This window comes from Klebsiella sp. 1SOBk5mer, assembly GCF_046603115.1.
Lineage (GTDB): Bacteria > Pseudomonadota > Gammaproteobacteria > Enterobacterales > Enterobacteriaceae > Klebsiella > Klebsiella quasipneumoniae.
In genome coordinates, this window is the sequence record NZ_JBKIUU010000008.1 from 74,948 (window position 1) to 94,143 (window position 19,196).

The 19,196-nt window shown below is 60.7% G+C and carries 12 protein-coding genes and 2 pseudogenes; 3 read left to right on the top strand and 11 right to left on the bottom strand.

Annotated elements, in window-relative coordinates:
• Positions 1–6: 6 nt before the first annotated feature.
• The 3 genes from bcsA (ACLH1U_RS18075) to bcsR are packed head-to-tail and all read right to left on the bottom strand — an operon-like array spanning position 7 to position 3,553.
• Positions 7–2,625 (bottom strand): UDP-forming cellulose synthase catalytic subunit, encoded by a 2,619-nt coding sequence (bcsA, locus tag ACLH1U_RS18075; RefSeq protein WP_023291295.1) that lies wholly within the window; start codon positions 2,623–2,625, stop codon positions 7–9.
• Positions 2,622–3,353 carry a cellulose biosynthesis protein BcsQ gene (gene bcsQ / locus ACLH1U_RS18080; RefSeq protein ID WP_023291296.1) on the bottom strand — a complete coding sequence of 244 codons (732 nt, stop codon included), beginning with the start codon at positions 3,351–3,353 and terminating at the stop codon, positions 2,622–2,624. The genes bcsA (ACLH1U_RS18075) and bcsQ overlap by 4 nt, the downstream gene beginning before the upstream one ends.
• An 11-nt stretch (positions 3,354–3,364) precedes the next feature.
• Positions 3,365–3,553 (bottom strand): cellulose biosynthesis protein BcsR, encoded by a 189-nt coding sequence (gene bcsR, locus ACLH1U_RS18085; protein ID WP_023291297.1) that lies wholly within the window; start codon positions 3,551–3,553, stop codon positions 3,365–3,367.
• Positions 3,554–3,722: 169 nt separating this feature from the next.
• On the opposite strand from bcsR, the gene bcsE reads away from it, so the two are divergent.
• Genes bcsE through bcsG form a run of 3 tightly spaced genes read left to right on the top strand, consistent with a single transcriptional unit; the run spans position 3,723 to position 7,155 of the window.
• Positions 3,723–5,276: a cellulose biosynthesis protein BcsE gene (gene bcsE, locus ACLH1U_RS18090; protein ID WP_032454308.1), complete on the top strand. Its 1,554-nt coding sequence runs from the start codon at positions 3,723–3,725 to the stop codon at positions 5,274–5,276.
• Positions 5,276–5,473, top strand: coding sequence for a cellulose biosynthesis protein BcsF (gene bcsF / locus ACLH1U_RS18095; protein ID WP_004204976.1), 198 nt, complete (start codon positions 5,276–5,278; stop codon positions 5,471–5,473). Before bcsE ends, bcsF begins: the two co-directional genes overlap by 1 nt.
• A complete protein-coding gene (gene bcsG / locus ACLH1U_RS18100; protein WP_048298548.1) occupies positions 5,470–7,155 on the top strand; it encodes a cellulose biosynthesis protein BcsG in 1,686 nt (561 codons plus the stop codon). Before bcsF ends, bcsG begins: the two co-directional genes overlap by 4 nt.
• A 106-nt stretch (positions 7,156–7,261) precedes the next feature.
• Here the strand turns inward: bcsG and ACLH1U_RS18105 are convergent, their stop codons facing one another.
• The 8 genes and pseudogenes from ACLH1U_RS18105 to ACLH1U_RS18140 all read right to left on the bottom strand — a co-directional run bounded on the left by ACLH1U_RS18105 (position 7,262) and on the right by ACLH1U_RS18140 (position 19,186).
• Positions 7,262–8,263 (bottom strand): glycosyl hydrolase family 8, encoded by a 1,002-nt coding sequence (locus tag ACLH1U_RS18105; RefSeq protein WP_023291300.1) that lies wholly within the window; start codon positions 8,261–8,263, stop codon positions 7,262–7,264.
• An 11-nt stretch (positions 8,264–8,274) separates the two neighbouring features.
• On the bottom strand, positions 8,275–8,751 hold the full coding sequence (bcsD, locus tag ACLH1U_RS18110; protein WP_023291301.1) for a cellulose biosynthesis protein BcsD: 477 nt from the start codon (positions 8,749–8,751) through the stop codon (positions 8,275–8,277).
• Positions 8,751–12,803 carry a cellulose synthase subunit BcsC-related outer membrane protein gene (locus tag ACLH1U_RS18115; protein ID WP_411299382.1) on the bottom strand — a complete coding sequence of 1,351 codons (4,053 nt, stop codon included), beginning with the start codon at positions 12,801–12,803 and terminating at the stop codon, positions 8,751–8,753. Before ACLH1U_RS18115 ends, bcsD begins: the two co-directional genes overlap by 1 nt.
• Positions 12,800–15,229, bottom strand: a complete 2,430-nt coding sequence (gene bcsB / locus ACLH1U_RS18120) for a cellulose biosynthesis cyclic di-GMP-binding regulatory protein BcsB (RefSeq protein ID WP_411299383.1) — start codon at positions 15,227–15,229, stop codon at positions 12,800–12,802. The genes ACLH1U_RS18115 and bcsB overlap by 4 nt, the downstream gene beginning before the upstream one ends.
• A complete protein-coding gene (gene bcsA / locus ACLH1U_RS18125) occupies positions 15,226–17,337 on the bottom strand; it encodes a UDP-forming cellulose synthase catalytic subunit (RefSeq protein ID WP_050442668.1) in 2,112 nt (703 codons plus the stop codon). Before bcsA (ACLH1U_RS18125) ends, bcsB begins: the two co-directional genes overlap by 4 nt.
• Positions 17,338–17,356: 19 nt before the next feature.
• Positions 17,357–18,149 (bottom strand): annotated as a pseudogene (locus ACLH1U_RS18130) (cellulose synthase operon protein YhjQ/BcsQ).
• Position 18,150: 1 nt separating this feature from the next.
• Positions 18,151–18,690, bottom strand: a complete 540-nt coding sequence (locus tag ACLH1U_RS18135) for a cellulose biosynthesis protein BcsO (protein ID WP_080820601.1) — start codon at positions 18,688–18,690, stop codon at positions 18,151–18,153.
• Between the two features lie 316 nt (positions 18,691–19,006).
• Positions 19,007–19,186: pseudogene (locus ACLH1U_RS18140) on the bottom strand (hypothetical protein).
• Positions 19,187–19,196: the final 10 nt, after the last annotated feature.

Here is a 19,196-nt window from a genome sequence, read left to right on the forward strand (position 1 = left end):
TTATCATCATTGTTGAGCCATTGCCGGGTCTGCGGAGAGCGTCGGCGCGGCGCGTTCAGGGCGTCGGGGTACAAACGACACTATCCATGCCACCAGCGAGGTGAGCGCGCGGAAAATGACCTTCACCGACGGCGGCGAAAACTCCGCCAGGTGACGGTAACCACGGAATCCCAGCTTGAGGATATCCAGCAGGCTTTCCATCGGCTTATCTTCCGGGAAGCTATCCTGCCAAAGCGCCCACGTATCGGCGCGGGCAAACGTACACTGCACAAAATCGATATGCTGCTGGTTGGTCAACGGCAGCAGCTGCAATCCCACTTCGTTGCCGTTTACCCGCGCGACCCGCACCGGGAAGACATACTCCTGCTGTCCCCGTTTGAGCAGCAGCCTGGCGTTCTGCCCCTCCAGCACCTGCGCGTCGCTGTGAATTTTGATCCCCAGGCCGCCGTCGGAATAGTCGTGAACGGTGCAGGAGAACAGATGGCCGTCATCGCGGGCGATGGCCGCCGGCATGCTCATTTCGACACGATGCGACCGGCGTACCTGCTTGCTTTCAACCGAGACCGCCACCGCGCCGCCAAGAATAATCAGGTTGTAAAACACCCAGACAATACTCACCCAGACGGTGAGAATTTCGTTTTCCGGGCCGTACATAAAGCGCCAGATCCCCACCGCGACGCCGACCAGGTTGAGCAGCACGAGGTAGATATAGGGCCGGGAGATCACCCAGTCGACATACTCCTCTTCCACCAGCCCACCCTTCGCGGTGACGTTGAATTTGCCTTTATGCGGGTTAATCAACGCCACAAAGGTGGGCGGCGCGATATACCAGGCGAGCACCGTCTCGTAGATTTCACTCCAGAACGAATGGCGGTATTTGCCCTGAATCTTCGAGTTGGTCAGGCTGGCGTGGATCATATGCGGCAGCACGAACAGCGCGATCATCAGCGCCGGCGCATAAATGATATAGGCATGGAGCAGCAAAAAGGCCAGCGGCGCCGTGAGGAAGATGAGGCGCGGAATACCGGAGAGGAAGTGGAGCATGGCGTTGGCGTAGCAGACGCGCTGCGCCAGCTTCAGCCCCTTGCCAAACAGCGGGTTATCGAGACGGAAAATCTGCACCATGCCGCGCGCCCAGCGGATGCGCTGGCCAATGTGCGCCGACAAACTCTCCGTCGCCAGCCCCGCGGCCTGCGGAATACGCATATAGGCGGAGGTGTAGCCGCGCCGGTGCAGGCGCAGCGAGGTGTGGGCATCTTCGGTCACCGTTTCGACGGCAATGCCGCCAATCTCGTCCAGCGGGCCGCGGCGGATCACGGCGCAGGAGCCGCAGAAGAAGGTGGCGTCCCACATATCGTTCCCGTCCTGCACCAGGCCGTAGAACAGGGTGCCTTCGTTCGGCGTTTTGCGAAAACGGCCAAGGTTGCGCTCAAAGGGGTCTGGCGAGAAGAAATGGTGCGGGGTCTGCATCATCGCCAGCTCTTTCTCTTTCAGGAACCAGCCCATGGTCATCTGCAGAAACGAGCGCGTCGGCACGTGGTCGCAGTCAAAGATCGAGACAAACTCCCCTTTGGCGTATTTCAGCGCATTGTTGATGTTACCGGCCTTGGCGTGCTCATGGCTGGTACGGGCGATGTAGTGCACCCCGACATCTTTGGCAAACTGGCGAAACGCTTCCCGTCCGCCGTCGTCGAGGATCCAGATGTTGAGCTTGTCCTTCGGCCAGTCGATGCCCTGCGAGGCATAGATGGTGTTTTTCACCACGTTGAGATCTTCGTTGTAGGTGGGGACGAAGATATCCACCGTCGGCCACAGATCCATGTCCTCCGGCAGCGGCACCGGTTGGCGGTTCAACGGCCAGACCACCTGGAAGTAGCCCAGCACCAGTACCACCCAGGCGTAGGTCTCGGCGAACAGCAAAATAATCCCGCACACCAGGCTTACCGGGTCGTTCCAGTTCAGCGTCGAGGTGTAGCGCCACCAGATATAGCGGCACGAGACCGTCAGCGACAGCACGATCAGCATCAGCGCCGAGAAGCGGCCGGGGATGCGCCGCACCAGCAGCGCCACGCCCCACAGCAGCATCAGGAAGATAAATTGCGACAGCGGGTTAAAGGGCTGCGTAATACACATCAGCGCCAGCACCAGCGAGCAGCAGGTCACCACTCCGAGGATCGCCCGGCGCAGTTTAGGATTGAGGTGCGCCAGCTCTTTCTGTTTATCCAGATGGCGGGTGCGGGCGTTAACCTGCTCAGGCAGTTTCTCCATCCATTGCGCGTAGCGACCATGCACCCCTTCCAGCGCCGCCAGCGAACGCCAGTTGACCTTTTTCTCCGGCTCCGGCACGCGGGTCGCCAGCAGCCACAGGGATTGCAACAGATAGCGCAGCGGATCCAGGAGCCGTGGCCGGTGCGGATTAATATGGGGGAAATAGGTGTCATGGTGCGCCAGAATCGCCTGCCAGCGCGGCGTCTCCAGCGGCATGAGCGCCCAGACCAGCGATGCCCACAGGCAGCCAAGCGACGCCGACAGCCAGGAGGCGCCATGCTGCCGGTAATCGTCATAGCGCGCGCGCAGCCGTTCCCCCACCGGCGGGGCCAACAGCAGCGTGCTGAGGCGGATCATACCGGCCTCCCGCCGGCATAGTGGATCAGGCACCAGTTCGCCAGGGTCAGCACCTCTTCCGCCGCCAGAGAGTCCTGGCGATACTCCCCAAGGGGCTGTTTCGCCGCCAGGCACTCGGCCATCGCCTCGTCGCGGTGAATGGTCACCGGCAGGATCCGCGGCTGGCTCTCGAGCCACAGCTGGTAGAGATCTTCCTGCAGCTGGCTGCCGACCCGCAGATCGTTAATCAGAATATCGCTGTTGGCCGGAAAGGGCTGCTGGTGCAAACGGATATGGCTGTTGGCGTCGGGATGGACCACCACCAGCGAGCGGTCGCAGAGCGTCAGCAGCTCGCGGGTCAACGGCGAATAGCCCGCCGGCAGATCCAGCAGCAGCCAGCGGTACTGGCCCTGCAGCTGCTGTACCGCTTCCGTCATCGCTCCCAGGGTGGGCAGCAGCTGGTCGACGTTTTCTCTTTCGCCCGCGCTGAGCTGGCCAAACGGCAGCAGATCGATATGTTGCGTATAGCGCAGACCCGCGTCGCGCCAGTCACGGCCGTCAAGCAGCGACCGGGCCCAGCCGTCCTGATGATGGATATCGGTGTTGAAAAAAAAGCGCAGCATATTATCCGGGCTGGCGTCGATCGCCAGCACGCTTTCACCGAGCAATTGCAGCGCCCAGGCGAGTGCAGCCGTAATGGACGTGACGCCAGTTCCCCCGCGCACGCCCTGTAATCCCAGAATAGCCATCTCCGGCTTCCTTATTTTTTCTCTGCAAACTCTGCCAGCAGCGGCCAGCGCTTCAGCGCTGCGTTCAGCTGTTCACGCCTCGAAATATCATGATAATCAATATCCGGCAGGGAAAATGCCCGGCTTAGCGCCAAAAAATCATTTTGAAAGGTGTACCCCAGCGTGGCGTCCGTGGGTACGACAGGATCTTTTGCTGGCATATCTCTGTCCGTTCGAAATTTATTATTAAACCAGAGGACGTATACAGCGCTTCCTTAAAAAGCAGGTGTACATGCTAAAACTGATGACCTTTAATTTCAATGTTAGGTTTACTCTGTCAGTTTCGCTAGTAAACTTATCCAGTGTGAATCAGGGCGCACGAGGGATGCCGTGGATAGTGTATTTACTTTGGGTATTTCATCATTATGGGATGAAGTGTGCCATATGCCGGTCGGCGGGGTATGGTGGCTCAACGTTGACCGTTATGCCGATGCCGTCAGTCTGGTTAATCAGACGCTGGCCGCGCAGGCGAAAAACAGCAAAGTTGCCGTGCTGGTCATGGGTGATAAACCTGATGATATCATTTCATTAGATAGCATTCATGGCCCGAATAATATCGCGCTGTTTACCCTGCCGAATCGCCCGGAGGCGCTGGAAGAAATACATCGTGATTTAGTCTGCTCCCTCGAGCCTGGCAATTATTTGTTTATTCTGCTATGCGCTGAAAATGCCTGGCAAAATATAAATAATGAAAAGTTATGCGCCTGGGTGGAAAAAACCAGTCGCTGGGCGCAATATCATCGCTGCACGTTCTTAGCGATCAATCCCGCCCAGGATATCGATCGGCAGCTCACCCCGTTATTACGCGCGTACCGATCCCTTTCCGGTCTGGCAAGTATTCGCTACCAGGGCGACCGCCATCTTTTTGATATTGCCTGGTGGGGAAGCGATAAAGGCATCAGCGCCCAGCAGCAGCTGATGGTGCAACACGACGACGCCGGCTGGCGATTAGCGCAGGATGCTGAAACCAGCGTGCAGCCGCGTAGCGACGAAAAAGCGATCCTCAGCCATGTGCGCGTCCTCGAAGGCGCCCCGCCGCTCTCGGAATACTGGACCCTGTTCGATACCAATGACGAGGTCTTCAACGCCGGGCGCACTGCGCAGGCGGCGACGATCCTCTTCTCCATTACCCAGAATACGCAAATTGAACAGCTGGGGCGCTATATTCATACCCTGCGTCGTCAGCGCGGCACCGCGCTGAAAATTATTGTCCGCGAACAAACCCCCAGCCTGCGCGCGACCGATGAGCGGCTGCTGCTCAGCAGCGGCGCCAGCCTGGTGATCCCCAACAGCGCGTCGCTTTCCCGCTGCCTGACGCTGATTGAAAGCGTACAGAACCAAAAGTTCTCCCGGCGTATCCCGGAAGATTTTGCCACCCTGCTCACCTGGAGCCAGCCGTTAAAGCTGCGGGGCTATCAGAAATGGGACGCCTTTTGCGAAGCGGTGCACAACGTGATGACCAATACCCTGCTGCCGGCCGACAGCAAAGGCGTGATGGTGGCCCTGCGCCCGGCGCCGGGGCTGCGCGTCGAGCAGGCGCTGACGTTATGCAAACCCAACCGGATGGGCGACATCATGACCATCGGCAATAACCGGCTGGTGCTGTTCTTGTCATTTTGCCGAATCAATGACCTCGACACCGCGCTAAATCATATTTTCCCGCTGCCGACCGGCGATATTTTTTCTAACCGTATGGTGTGGTTTGAAGACAAACAGATCCTCTCGGAAATCGTGATCATGCGCGGCGTCGAGCCGGCGCGCTGGAACACGCCGCTGCCCCTCTCGGTCGGTAAAAACGAAACCATCAACGCCACCCACGATGGACGCCACTGGCGACGCTATCCCGAACCACACCGGTTAACCACCCGTGAGGAGCAAGCCTGATGATGTCTATCGCCGATATTCTGCAACTGGTGGTGCTCTGCGCCCTGCTGTTTTTTCCGCTGGGCTACCTGACGCGCCACTATCAGCGCCGGATCCGCACGACGTTAAGATTGATGTTCTTTAAACCCCGTTACGTGAAACCGGCAGGGGTATTACGCCGGGGAACAACGGTTAAGCAAGGCAAAGCGAATAAATGACAAATAAAAAAACGACCGCGGCACCGCTTCCGCTCTGGCAGTACTGGCGCGGCCTTGGCGGCTGGAACTTATACTTTCTGGTCAAGTTTGCCCTGCTGTGGGCCGGGTATCTCAATTTCCACCCGATGCTGAACCTGGTGTTTCTCGCCTTTCTGCTGGTGCCGATCCCGCGTGAAAAGCTGCACCGCATCCGCCACTGGATCGCCATTCCGCTCGGCTTCGCGCTGTTCTGGCATGATACCTGGCTGCCCGGGCCGGAGACGCTTCTTAGCCAGGGCTCGCAAATCGCCGGCTTTAGCGCCAGCTATATCTGGGATCTGATTGTCCGCTTTATCAACTGGAGCATGGTCGGCGCCTTCTTTGTTTTACTGGTGCTATGGCTGTTTATCAGCCAGTGGCTGCGCGTTACCGTGTTTGTCTCCGCGATGGTCGTCTGGCAGGCGGTCAGCCCGTTGCTGCCGGCCTTTACCATTTGGCCTGCCGGTCAGCCCACCACCGCCGCCGCCACCGCGCCGGCCAACGTCGGGACCAACGCCGCCGCTGGCGCCGCGTCCAGCCCGGCCAGCCCGGCCAGCAGCGATATTCCGCCGCAGACCGAGCCGCCGACCTCGGCCAATCTCACCAACTGGCTGAACGGTTTCTATGCCGCCGAGCAGAAGCGCAAGACGCCGTTCCCGGACCAGCTGCCGGCGGATGCGCAGCCGTTTGACCTGCTGGTGATCAATATCTGCTCGCTCTCCTGGTCGGATATTGAAGCCGCCGGGCTGATGGACCACCCGCTGTGGAAGCATTTCGATATCGTCTTCAAAAACTTTAACTCCGCGACCTCCTACAGCGGACCGGCGGCGGTGCGCCTGCTGCGCGCCAGCTGCGGCCAGCTGTCGCATACCAACCTGTATCAGCCGTCCGGCGCCGATTGCTACCTGTTTGAAAACCTGGCGAAACTCGGCTTCAACCAGCAGCTGATGCTCGGCCACAACGGCCTGTTCGGCGACTTCCTGAAAGAGCTGCGTTCGCTGGGCGGCATGCAGAGCCCGCTGATGGACCAGAGCGGTCTGCCGGTCAGCCTGCAGGCGTTTGACGGCTCGCCGGTGTACGAGGATCTGGCGGTCCTCAACCGCTGGCTGAAGACCGAAGAGGCCAGCAGCAATCCGCGGAGCGCCACCTTCTATAACACCCTGCCGCTGCATGACGGCAACCACTTCCCGGGACAAAGCAAAACCGCGGACTACAAAGTGCGCGCGCAAAAGCTGTTTGACGACCTGGATAACTTCTTCACCGAGCTGGAAAAATCGGGGCGGAAGGTGATGGTGGTGGTGGTGCCGGAACACGGCGGCGCGCTGAAGGGCGATAAGATGCAGGTGTCTGGCCTGCGGGATATCCCGAGCCCGTCGATCACTAACGTCCCGACGGCGGTGAAATTCTTCGGCATGAAGGCGCCGCATGAAGGAGCGCCGATTATCATCGATCAGCCCAGCAGCTACCTGGCGGTGTCGGAGCTGGTGGTGCGCGCCCTCGACGGCAAAATGTTCAGCGAAGAGAGCGTCAACTGGCAGCAGTATGTCGCCAACCTGCCGCAGAGCGCGGCGGTGTCCGAAAACGCCAACGCCATCGTTATCCAGTATCAGGGCAAGCCGTATGTCCAGCTGAATGGCGGAAGCTGGGTGCCTTATCCGCAATAAGCGACAAGGCCGCCTATGCTGGCGGCCTGACATCGTGAGACGTTCCTGCTCTTCCCTCTCAGCCCGCAGGCATACGGGCTGAGAGGCCTGCAAAGCCATCACCGCGCTAGCGCTGATCCTGTTTCGCCAGCCAGACCAGCAGCTTGAGGCTGGCGGAGTAATAATCATCCTTGTCGTCAATCTGCGGCGCTTCCTGCGGTTCGCCAAGCGTTAAATCACGCACCGCCAGCAGGCCGCCGGCCATATTCCACGGGGCGACCTCATTAGTGCTAACGTTGATCCACGCCGGGGTTTGCAGACGCGGGTAACTCTGCATCCAGGCTTTCCACGGCGCGAGCAAGGCGCTATGCGGATCGACCCACGAGATATACAGCGGGATACGGATCGCATCGAAACTCATCCGCGGCGGCCACTCTTTGGCCGGCAGCATCTTGCCATCCGCCCGCAGCGCCACCCAGTCGCTGGGCAGGTGCGATTTCCCCCAGCCCATCTGCCCCAGCAGCGCCTGCCCGTCACTCTGCAATGTCCGCCAGGCGGTCAGGTGCGTCCGCTCCGCAAAGGCGCGCCAGGCCGGAAAGATGAAATAGGAGGGGTTAAGGTTCAGGTGGTCGTTGCGGTTGAACCCCTTCACCCCCGGGAGCATCACCTGGCGACCGGCGAAAGTCACCACCGTATATTTCAGCAGGGAGGCGGTGATGGCATCGGAGGCCGTCGCGTAGCGCTTGTCCTGCCACTGCTTTTGCGCGCGCAGCAGCGCCCAGGCGATCAGGGTATCGCCATCGGTGGCGTTGTTTTTATCGGCGATCGGGTCCGGCGCCACCGGGTTATAGCGCCAGTAAAACAGCCCGTTAGACTTGTCGCGCAGGGTACTGTCCGTCCACTGCCACAGTTTGTCGAACGCCGGGCGATCGTTATTCGCCACCGCCAGGAGCATGGCGAAGCCCTGGCCTTCCGTATGCGACACATTGCCATTGGCGGTATCAATGATACGGCCGTCCGGCATCATAAAACGGGCCTTATAGCGCTCCCATGCCGTATCCGCCCACGCCCGGGGCACCAGCATCACTGCCGTTGTCACTATCACCGCCACTAAAGCACGCAGGGGCATAAATTCACTCTTTATGGATGGTAGTAAAGAAACTGAACGTCAGAGACGGAGAACACCCGCTCACGCTGCAATATCACGTGAGCACTGCCTCCCTGACTCTGCAGCCAGCGAGAATATAACCCCTCGAGTATGGCACAGAACGCGTTGCACCAGCGCACGCGCCCCGCGTCGTCGCGGCTGACCGGCAACGCCTGATGGCGCAGGCGCAGGCCGTCCTCGCCGACGTCGATGGTCACCACTCCCCAGTGGAAATGGGTCAGCAGCCGGTTGATATTCGCCTCCAGCTCCCCGACGGTCTCCGACGCCGGCAGCGGATGGGCCTCCGCCAGCGAAGCGCCCATCTGACGCAGGAACGGCTGGCTCTCCAGCTCGCCGGCATTATTGAGCATACCTTCGACCATAATAATCAACAGATCGAACCATCCGGCAGGCGTCTGCTGCTGCTGAAACCAGGTCATCACCACCGGGTTATTGTTCTCCGTCATCATCAATGATCTCCTAACATATAGCGAATATAGAGCCCGGCGGTGCTTTCGTTATAATCCCCGAAGGTGTCATAGCCAATCTGGCCCCCCAGCGTCATCTGTTTGTTGACCTTGTAATCCGCCCCGGCGCGCAGGGTATAGCCGATGCCGCTCTTCGAGGTCGCGGAATAGTAGGCTTCCTTGGCAAACCCGTTGCTTACCGCCGTCTCCAGGGTTTGCTGCCACTCCGAATTGGTCGGGAAATAGGCGCTCTTATCCTGGCTGTAAGACTGGTAGCCCACCGAGCCGCCGAGCTTCATGGTCCAGTTATCATATTTCTCCGTCAGACTGACCGGCAGCGACACGCTGACGTAGTTTTGCGGACTAAAGTAGCCCCCCTGGCCATAGGTGAAGTAGCTGAGGTTTTTGGAGTAATCCATATAGCTCATGCTCAACCCGGCCTGCAGCTGGCGGTATTCGTCATGATAGGGCCGCAGATAGACCCCGGCATTGGCATTGATGCTGGTGTTGCTGGCGACGTTCTGTCCGAGATAGCTGTATCCGCCGCCGCCAACGTAGAAGCCCGCATCGCCGTCGTCATAGCTCAGCTGCAGGGTGCCGCCGTTTTTCGTCACCTGCCCCCAGTTTTTCCCGGAATAGGCATCCTTCAGACCGACATAAGAAAGCAGGCTGTCGGTCAGCGAGCGGCGTTCGCCGGTGAGGATCAGCGACAGATAGTTGGTCAGCTTGGGCGACCATTTCACCCCGCCGACAACGGTATTAAGATCCTGGCCCAGCGGCGTGCTGCCGATATCGACCCGGTAATCGTCGCCGCTTAGCGCCAGCGCCAGTTCGACGCCGTTGGCCTTCTGCGAATCGGTCGAGCCGCTGGTTTGGTCAACGTTCGGCTTGCGGCTGGACGAGGAGAGATAGCTGGCCACCTGCCCCGAATCATAGCTCCCGAGCTTGGCCAGGTTTTCCATCCCGCTGCTGGTGGTCGGATTGAAATCCGCCGCGTTCAGGGTGCCGAGGCCGCTTAGCGCCTCCGCGCCCGGATTGCTGGCAAAATAGGCCGTCCGCTCCGCCTCGGTCATCGCGGCGATCGCCGCCTGCTCGCTGGTGGCGGTACTCACCATATTGGAGACCGCATTGGCCAGCGGGTTGGCGCCGTAGCGACGCCAGGCGTCGCCGCTGGCGGTCCCGGCGTTTAACGACACCGGGGTGACGGTAAAGTCAAAGCGCGAGTCGCCAAACGGCGAGGAGGACCAGGTCAGCGGCGTTCTGAGCTCCGTCAGCTTGCTGGTGCCCGATTCGCCGTCGCGTCCGCGCACGTCCATTCCCCCCTGCAGCCAGCTGCCGGTTTTCTCCTGCAGCGACTCCATCATGGTGTCCACCTGGCGCAGCATCCGCGTCTGGGCGGTGTCCACCGGCAAATCGGTGCGCTGGATCCCCGGCAGCGAGGAGCCGGGCGCGGCGGCCGACTGGGCGACCTGCCACGGCATATACTGGCCGTAGGCGGAGGCCGTCCGCGTCGGCGCTGACGTTTGCGACACGCCGATAAAGGGGTTATCCGCCGCCAGCACCCCGCCGACGGTCGGCGTTTCGCTGCTGTTGGTGCTTTGCATGCCCAGCAGTTTGCCGCGGGCGCTGCGCAGGTAGGTCATCGCCTGCTGATGATGACCCTGGGCCTCCGCCACTCTCGCCAGCAGCAGCAGGCGATCCGGGGAGTTATCCTGACGCAAGCCGCCGGCCAGCTGTTCAGCGCGATCGTTGTTCCCCGCCGACAGCGCCACGTCGATGGCCCCGGCGCGCGCATCCTGGTTCGGCGTATCGCGCGTCATCAGGTAGTCATAGACCACCCCGGCCTCTTTGTTCATTTTGCCGCTCTGGTACAGCCGCGCCATGGCGAACATCAGATCGGTGTTTTGCGGATCGCTTTGCATGGCGCGGATCAGCTTGTCATACGCCGCGGCGTAATTGCCCTGCTCGCGCAGGCGATCGGCCTCATTGATCACATAGCCATTGCGAATGCTCGCCAGCTGCGTCGGCGTACTGCTGGCCTGCAGCTGCGGATTGCTGATCAGGTTCTGCGCCTCGCCGGTCAGCCCGGCCTGGTTCAGGACGGCGATCTGATCGGCGTAATCGCCGGCGTTGCCGGACACCCCGCCGCTGATATTGTTGCGCACCAGCGATACCGCGGTGGTCAGGTCGCCGCTCTCGGCCAGCAGCCGCGCCAGCTTGCCGGCGTCCGCCGGGGCTTTCGGCGGCGTAGAGGCCATCGCCCGCAGGGTATTGCTGGCGGCGATGGTATTGCCCTGCGCCAGGTAGTTTTCGGCCGTCACCAGCTGCAGGTTGTAGTTCACCCGCTGACGTAAATCGCGCATGTCGCTGGTCTGGCTGCCGCCGGGAATGCGCGACAGCAGCGTCTGCGCCTGCTGCCAGGCGCCGTTTTCGCTGGCGAACAGCGCGGCGGCATACAGCGCGCTGCTGCTGGCGCCGGGGCGATAGGCCGCCGACATCAGCGAAGAGGCCTCGCTGGCGTTACCCGATTTTTGCAGCAGTCGGGCCAGATCGAGACGCAGCCAGGGATCGTCCGGATAGCGGGCGACGCCCTGGCGCAGGGTGGCAATGGCGCCGGCTGGGTTACCGCTGCTGACCTGCGCCTGGGCCTGACGGCGCAGGGCGTCGCCCGGGACGCCGGCCACCACTCGCGGCTGCAGTTTTTGCTGCAGACTCTGCGGCAGCGTCTGCAGCATCGCCTGCGCCTCGGCGGATTTATTCTGCTCGCGCAGCACGTAGTAGAGGTTTTCCCGCGCCGCCGCATTCTGCGGATCGTCGTTTAACAGTGAGCGCAGCGTTTGCTCGGCCTGGGGTAAATCTTTGTTATGCCGCAGCACATCGGCGCGAAACAGCTTCGCCGAGGCGCCCCGCGCCCCGCTCTGCTGCGCCAGCGGCGCGGAGAGCGCCAGCGCCTGGCTGATATTGCCCTGCTTATAGGCCTGCTGGGCCTGCGCCAGCTGGCCATAGAACAGGGTATCGGCCGCCTGCTGACGGCGGGTCGCCGAGGCGTCGCCGCCGAGATCGGCCGCCCGGCTCAGATATTGTGACGCGGCCTGGTAGTCGCCGCTGCGCTGGGCGATATAGCCCATGCCCGCCAGCGCATCGGCATCCTGCGGGTTGGTCTGCAATACCTCTTCAAACTGCTGTTTCGCGGCAGCGGTATTGCCGCTGTTGAGATTGGCGTAGCCCTGACCGCGCGCCTGACCGCTGCGCCGTTCACGAAAGTAGTTCTGAACTTCGCTATCCTGCGGATGCCGCTGCATCCAGGTATCGTAATACTGCTCATCCCCGGCCTGCGGGCCCAGCCAGAGCAAGGCCTGACGCAAGCCGCTGTCCGCCTCTTTATTGCCGCTGGCCATCGGCTCGAGCAGGGCGATCCCTTCCCGACGGGTCTCTTCCCGCCAGGTTAACGCTTTGCCCAGCGCCACCCGCGGAGCGTTCTCCTGCGGATGCTGCGCCACGTACTGCCGCAGTTCGCTGATGGCCTGCGGATAAAGCGATTTGTCGCTGGCCATGGTCAGGTAATATTCCGCCGCCAGCCCGGCGGGCGGCGTATTGCCATTGAACATGCTGCGCCAGGTCGCCAGCGCCCCGGGGATATTGCCGCCGCGCGCCTGCTGGCGGGCCAGGCTGAGCTGGCCCTGCGGCACCTGCGACATTTTTTTGGCGTTGTCCAGATCCTGCAGACCCGGGCTATCCGGCGCCGCTTTCGCCAGCCGCGCGCGCCACTGCGCCGCCGCCTGCATATCGCCGCCCTGCTGCGACCAGAGCGCCATCAGATACAGCGCCTGGGTGTTGTTGGCATCCACCGAGAGCACCTTCTGCAGGGACTCCATCGCCAGCTCGTCGTGGGATTTCTCATGCCAATAGTTGGCCTGGGCGAACAGCGCCTGCAGCGCCGCGTCGTTACCCGCCGCCAGCGCGCCGCCAGAGGCGCCGAGAGCCAGGGCGCCGGTGAGGCAGAATGTGGTGAGCCGCCGGGAGCTTTTCATCGTTATCGTTATCTTTCTTTTCATTGGTTATCCCCCGAACCCAGACGCTTACGGGCGTGACGTTTAAACATCGCGGTCAGCGCCAGTCCCATTATCGAGGTGGCAATCAGCCCCAGCAGGGCGAGGAAACCGGAGTGCTGGCTGGCATACCAGACCGCCATCATGTACCACGGCATCTGACCGCTGGGGAACGGCGTACTCACCTGGAAACTGCGCACCCCGTTATCGCTGGTGATCACCGCGGTATCGCCACGGATCCCGGCGTTGATGCGCGGCGAGTCCAGATCGTTTTTCAGTCGCGCCAGCTGATCATCATTGCTGGCCATCGCCACCACCACCAGCCGGGCGGGGTTCCACGGCGAACGATAGCTGATAAACCCGCGCCAGGCGCTGCTGGACGAGAAGTAGCGATCGGCGTCGAGGCTGGCGGAGGTCCAGTCGCCGGTGAGCCGGCGCTGCGCTTTTTGCCACAGACCGGGCTCGCGGACGCTCAGCACATTATCCACCGGGCGGTAGGGTGAATCGGCCAGCAGGCTCTGGTTGAAGGCCTGCTGATCGAGAGCGGTGACCGCCAGCACGTCACGTTCGCGCAGCGACTGCAAATCCCCGCCGCCGGTGGGCATCCCGAGAACGACGCGGTTATTCGCCAGCGCGGTGCCGGTCGCGTTCCCGGAGCGCGCGGCCAGATTCAGCAGGGTCGCCACCTGGGTCTCAGACGGTTCCGCCGGCAGCAGGAGCGTCGTTTGCGAATAGTCCGCCAGCCGCGAGAAGGGGAACGAGGCGCCGACGAAATAGGAGAGGTTTGGCAGCAGCGAGAAGTGTCGCGTCTTGCTCAAATCAATCCAGGAGTCGTCAGTGATGCGGCTCTTGATATTGTTATTCAGCAGCACCTGGCACGGAACATCGTCCTTCGGCACCACATTGAAGTACATCGACAGCTGGTTATCGCCGTAGATCAGATAGGGGGCCAGCGGGATGGTAAAGCGCTCCTGGCGCGCATCGCCGCCGAGGTGGCGCCAGACTTTCTCCAGCGGCCCCTGCTTGTTCATCGGCAGGTTGTTGAGGAAGGTGCCATTGAGCGTGACGCTCAGCAGGGACTTATCCTCATTGATCCAGTTTTCCGACGGGAAGCGGTAGCCAACCTGCAGCGGGATCGTCTCGCCATCCCACAGATAGAGGTCCGGGGCGGCGCGGAAGGCGATACGTAAAGGTTCATGCCAGACGCCGCTGACGGTCGGGCTTTGATCCTTACGCAGCAGTTCGCTGAGCCTGACCGGACGATCGGTGGGGATCCAGCGCGGGGCATCATACGCTTTGCCAACCGGGATGGTCTGCGGTTCGACATCCAGCGTCGCGGTTTGCGGCGCAAAGTTGCCGCGGGTTAACCGCCAGGCTGCCATGCGCAGCGCGGTATCGTTTTTGCCGACGATCAACAGCAGCTTATAGGCCGGATTGGCGGGATTGGCGATGATGCGCAGCAGCGGCTTATCGGTTTCCGGCAGCGTCATACCGCCCACCTGCTCGCCCGGATGGCCAATCACGATGCCATGGCGTTCCGGCAGGCGGTCGCGCAGCGCGCTGAAGGCGATGCCGCGATAGTCCGCCTGGATACCCAGCCAGGAGGAGACCAGCGCCGCGGCGCTGAAGACGTCGGCCGACGGCTTCGCTCCATAGGAAACGGCGATGTCCGCCGGCGTCATCTGCATGCTGTCGAAGAAGGGACGCGGGAAGTGGCTCAGATCGTCGCTGATGTTCAACTGCTGGCTTTCCCAGCTGAAATGCGACGTGGGCAGCACCGTGACCCGCGACGAATCATGAATGTCACGCTGGCACTGCAGGGTATCGCCATCGTTGATCTTCACGCTCAGATTATTGCTGGAGACCATCAGCGCGGGCGGGATATCCAGCTGATAATGGGAGACATCCTCGCCATCGGCGCCCAGCGGCAGGGTGCCGAGCGGTTGACCGTTGAGCATCAGCTGCAGGGTGGCGTTGCGGCTCGCCATTTCCGGCGATACGCGAACGGCAAGGCTGAGCTGCGAATGGATCACCACCTGATCGGAAGGCAGGGTAAAGCTGACGCCCCCCTGCCGCTGACCGCCGCTGAGGATAATGCCGTCCGGCATCCCCATCTGCGCCAGATTCAGGTCGCCTCCCCAGACCGGGGCGACAGGAATGACCTCCGGCGCGGCCGTACCGCTCACCGGCGGGGGTAAGTCCGGCATCTCCGGCGCAGGGGCCGTCGCCGCCGCATCGCCGTCGGTGGCGGGGGCTGCCGGAGAGGCGCCCTCCTCCGGCGAGGCAGCCGGGGGTTCGTCGCCTGGCTCGCTGTCCGCCGCGCCGTTGAGCTGCGGGAAGCTCAGCGGGGCGGCGGCGCCCGGTTCTTCACTGTGCAGCGCAGGCGCAGAGAGCATCCCTGCCAGCAGCGCCAGCGTCGTTAATCGCTTCATAACGTGCCATCCTCCTGCGCCGTTTTCGCCACTGTTGCCCGATTGCGCTGGCTGCGACGGGTTTTCCACGTCAGCCAGAACAGTTCAAACACGCAGCGTAAAATGGTGAAGAAGGAGCGGAACGGGTTATCCTGCGGGCGCGGCGGATTAATCCAGGCATCCGCGCGGGCCAGCACCACGCGCACCAGTTCACGGCGGCGCGAAAGCGGAATATCTTCATCAAACTTGAGGCGCAGGAAGCGCTCGTCAGAGGTGACCAACTGCGCCGGGATCGAAATAGCCCCGGACTGCAGGATCAGCTCAATCTCTTCGATATCATCCTCCAGATGGCGCGTATCTGGCGCCACCACGCGGCAGCCGCCCATCGACAGATCCTCGGTATGGCTGCGGGAAACGATGCCGCTGGCGTAATGGATCACCACCGGAATATCGACATCGATACGAATGGTTTTGCGCACCTGCCGCGTTTCGCGCGCTACGGCAATCGCCGCCAACAGGAAGATCAGACTGTAGATCCCCCATCCGACGTTGAGGGCGATAACGTTGGGGTCCGAGCCAAAGTAGTCATGGCCAATCGCCCGGACGATGCCGACGATCACCCCCAGCGCCAGCAGGCAGGCCACCACCAGATGCGGGCGCACCACGGTGAAATCGAAGTAGCCGACGTCCAGCAGGCCGCCCTTATCGGTGACGTTGAATTTGCCACGCTTGGGGAAAATCATCGTCACCAGGGTCGGCAGCACCAGGTGGAAAGCCAGCACAATATCGTAGATTTCCCCCCAGAAGCTGTAGCGATAACGGCCGTTCATTCGCGAACCGACGTAGATGGCGAGAAACAGGTGCGGCAGCGCATAAGAGACGATCAGGCTCGCTGATGAGTAAATAATATTGAGGTTAAACAGCAGGTAAGCCAGCGGGGCGGTGACAAACACCACCCTCGGAAGCGCGAACTGGTAGTAGAGCATGGCGCTGAGATAGCACAAGCGCTGCTGGAAGGTCAGCCCGCGGCCAAACAGCGGGTTATCAACGCGAAAAATCTGCGTCATCCCGCGCGCCCAGCGGGTACGCTGGATAACGTGCACCACCAGGCGCTCGGTGGCGAGGCCAGCCGCCAGCGGAATATCGAGAAAGGCCGATTTCCACCCAAGGCGCTGGAACTTGAGCGCCGTATGGGCGTCCTCGGTGACCGTTTCGACGGCGAAACCGCCGATCTGCGCCAGCGCCTCGCGGCGGATCACCGCGCAGGAGCCGCAGAAAAAGGTGGCGTTCCAGTTATCGTTACCCTGCTGAATCGGGCCATAGAACAGCATGCCTTCGTTCGGGATATTGCGCCCGACGGAGAGGTTGCGCTCGAAAGGATCCGGGGAATAGAAGTAGTGCGGCGTCTGCACCAGCGCCAGCATCGGATCTTTCAGAAAGCCGCCGACGGTGGCCTGCAGAAACACACGCGTGGCGACGTGGTCGCAGTCGAAGACGCAGATAAGCTCTCCCTGGGTCAGGGTCAGCGCGTGGTTGAGGTTCCCCGCTTTGGCGTGCTTGTTGTCGTTGCGGGTGATATAGCCCACCCCGACGTCGGCGGCGAACACGGCAAACTCGCTGCGCTTACCGTCATCCAGAAGATAGATTTTCATTTTATCTTTCGGATAATCAATACATTGTGCCGCGAGGACGGTGTCACGCACCACCTCCAGCGGTTCGTTATAGCTCGGAATATAGATATCGACCGTCGGCCACTTGCTCATATCATCCGGCAGCGGAACAATGCCGCGCTTCAGCGGCCAGACCGTCTGCAGATAGTTAAGCAGCAGCATCACCCAGATATAGACTTCCGCCAGAAAGAGCCCCATGCCGAGAATGGTTTCAATGGCTGAGTTGAAGTGCAGGGTCTGCGTGAGGCGAAAATACATGTAACGGGTGGACATCAGCAGCGAAGCGACGACCATAATCACCGAGATGCTGCGCCGTTTGCTGAAACCCATCAGAAACAGAATACCAATGCTCAGCAGACCAAAGATGTACTGCTTCTGGCTGTCCATCGGCGTGATCACTACCAGCACGGCGACCGGAGAGAGCACCAGCGCCAGCAACCAAAAAAGAGATTTTTTCATTCAGCAGCCCTGCAATAAGTTAAAGCCCTGACATGCGTGGCTGGCTGTGCACCGTGCCATCGCCAATATGGATACCCAACAGCGAAGATATTTTTTTAGCAATAATTTCAATATCGAAGGCCGCTGCCGAGGAGGCGTTAAAGTCCAGAATCGACTTCTGCGACGCATTGGCCTCCACCACGCTTTCATCACGATGGACAATGCCAAGCAGTCGTTCGCCCAGTTTTTCTTCCATCAGGCTGGTGACGTCCCGGCTGACCTGGCGACGGCTATCGCTTTGGTTAATGACGAAATAGTGCCCATGCTTGTGATTCAGCGCCGCGCCGGTCAGGCGCTGTTTTTCCACGTGCGCCAGGGTCGACATCGAGGCGGTATCCGCCAGCAGCGGGATCAGATGCAGGTCCGCCAGACCCGTCAGCGCCTTTAGCGCCGGCGAAGGCCCTGGCGGCATATCGGCGATGGTGATCAGCCCGGGATAATTCAGCAGCGCGGAGAGACCGCGCTGGAGAAAATGGTCGTTGTGAGTCAGTTGCTCATCAAACGCCTGACGCTGCGCTTCGCTCACTTCGCCATACGGCAGGACGAAAATATTGCTGCCGGCGCTCAGCACGCACTGGCTCCAGTCGTGCATTTCCAGCGCCTTCGCCACGTAGCCGCGCTCATCGTTCAGCGGTACGCCAAAATGCAAACGCAGGGCGTTCTGGACGTCAAAATCCAGCGCCAGAACTTTGCTGCCGGTCCGCGCCAGCGCATAGGCTAAATTGGCCGCCAGGGTCGTTTTCCCTACGCCACCTTTCGGTGAACAGACGCAAATCAACGGCATGTTGCGATCCTTTCCAGAAGTGATTTCAAAGGCTGGTCTTTATTTTTCGTCACCGGCTCTGCGCTTTTCGCCGCGAACAGGTGGGCATAGTTCTCGGCGGCAGGCGCGGGTCGGGGGGCCATTCTCGGCGGCGGAGCCATTGCCGGTTCAGGCGCCGGGATGGGAGGCGCAGGGGCCACCGCAGGCTCCTGCCTGACCGGCTCCGGCGCGGCTGCGGCGGTCTCCACGACCGGCTGCGGGGCCGCTGGCGCGGCCGGCGCGGCAGACGCAACAGGATCAGAGGCTGGCGCCGCTGCTACGGCCGCCTCTACCTGGCGGAACAGATCCGCAGGCACCGACTGCGGCAACGGCGCGGAGACCGAGCCTCCCAGCGCCAGGGACGAGGGTTTCTCTGCGCCGGGATTCAGCTGATTGAGGATCGCCCAGTCTCCATGCTCCCGCGTGGCGGCTTGCGATGAAAGATCCTGAAATTTGAGGTTTTGCGTCCGCGTTTTTTCCTGAAAGCGCTGCAGATCATCATAATGGTTCATTGATAACCTCATGATTTTAAAAATTTCATATTAAGTTTGTTGTTATTTTCTGGGTATATTTAAAATATCGTGACGTCTCTGGTATGGCAGAAAAAGCGCCGTTGGAGACGTACCAATACACACGATTGACAGGGTTATAATAGTTTAGATTTTGATTTTCGGTGTGATTCCACGGCAGAAGTATCGCTACACTAACATTTCCCTTTGAGAAGAATAGCCCCATTTTTTAGGTATGCGTACATCCTCAAGCCCCGCAACCACCGCGCTTCCCATTCGTTTTTATATAAAGGTATTTCGCGATGATAGAATCATAGCGTCAGATAAGCGAAAGAATAAACCTGAACCATTTTAATTTCTCTTTAATTCTATAAAAATGGACTGAAAGTCTTATTTTTTCGGATAATCGACGAAGAATGCTCCGAGAGCGTGGCATTCACTGCGATAAAAGGCGATATCGTCGGATTTCATCTCCGGCGGGAGAGAAGCTCCCGGTCATCGGACCGGGA

Coding starts and splice junctions, on each gene's coding strand:
- bcsA (WP_023291295.1), bottom strand. CDS start 2,625: ATGATCCGCCTCAGCACGCTGCTGTTGGCCCCGCCGGTGGGGGAACGG.
- bcsR (WP_023291297.1), bottom strand. CDS start 3,553: ATGCCAGCAAAAGATCCTGTCGTACCCACGGACGCCACGCTGGGGTAC.
- bcsF (WP_004204976.1), top strand. CDS start 5,276: ATGATGTCTATCGCCGATATTCTGCAACTGGTGGTGCTCTGCGCCCTG.
- ACLH1U_RS18135 (WP_080820601.1), bottom strand. CDS start 18,690: ATGAACCATTATGATGATCTGCAGCGCTTTCAGGAAAAAACGCGGACG.
- ACLH1U_RS18115 (WP_411299382.1), bottom strand. CDS start 12,803: ATGAAAAGAAAGATAACGATAACGATGAAAAGCTCCCGGCGGCTCACC.
- bcsA (WP_050442668.1), bottom strand. CDS start 17,337: ATGAAAAAATCTCTTTTTTGGTTGCTGGCGCTGGTGCTCTCTCCGGTC.
- bcsQ (WP_023291296.1), bottom strand. CDS start 3,353: ATGGCTATTCTGGGATTACAGGGCGTGCGCGGGGGAACTGGCGTCACG.
- bcsB (WP_411299383.1), bottom strand. CDS start 15,229: ATGAAGCGATTAACGACGCTGGCGCTGCTGGCAGGGATGCTCTCTGCG.
- bcsG (WP_048298548.1), top strand. CDS start 5,470: ATGACAAATAAAAAAACGACCGCGGCACCGCTTCCGCTCTGGCAGTAC.
- ACLH1U_RS18105 (WP_023291300.1), bottom strand. CDS start 8,263: ATGCCCCTGCGTGCTTTAGTGGCGGTGATAGTGACAACGGCAGTGATG.
- bcsD (WP_023291301.1), bottom strand. CDS start 8,751: ATGATGACGGAGAACAATAACCCGGTGGTGATGACCTGGTTTCAGCAG.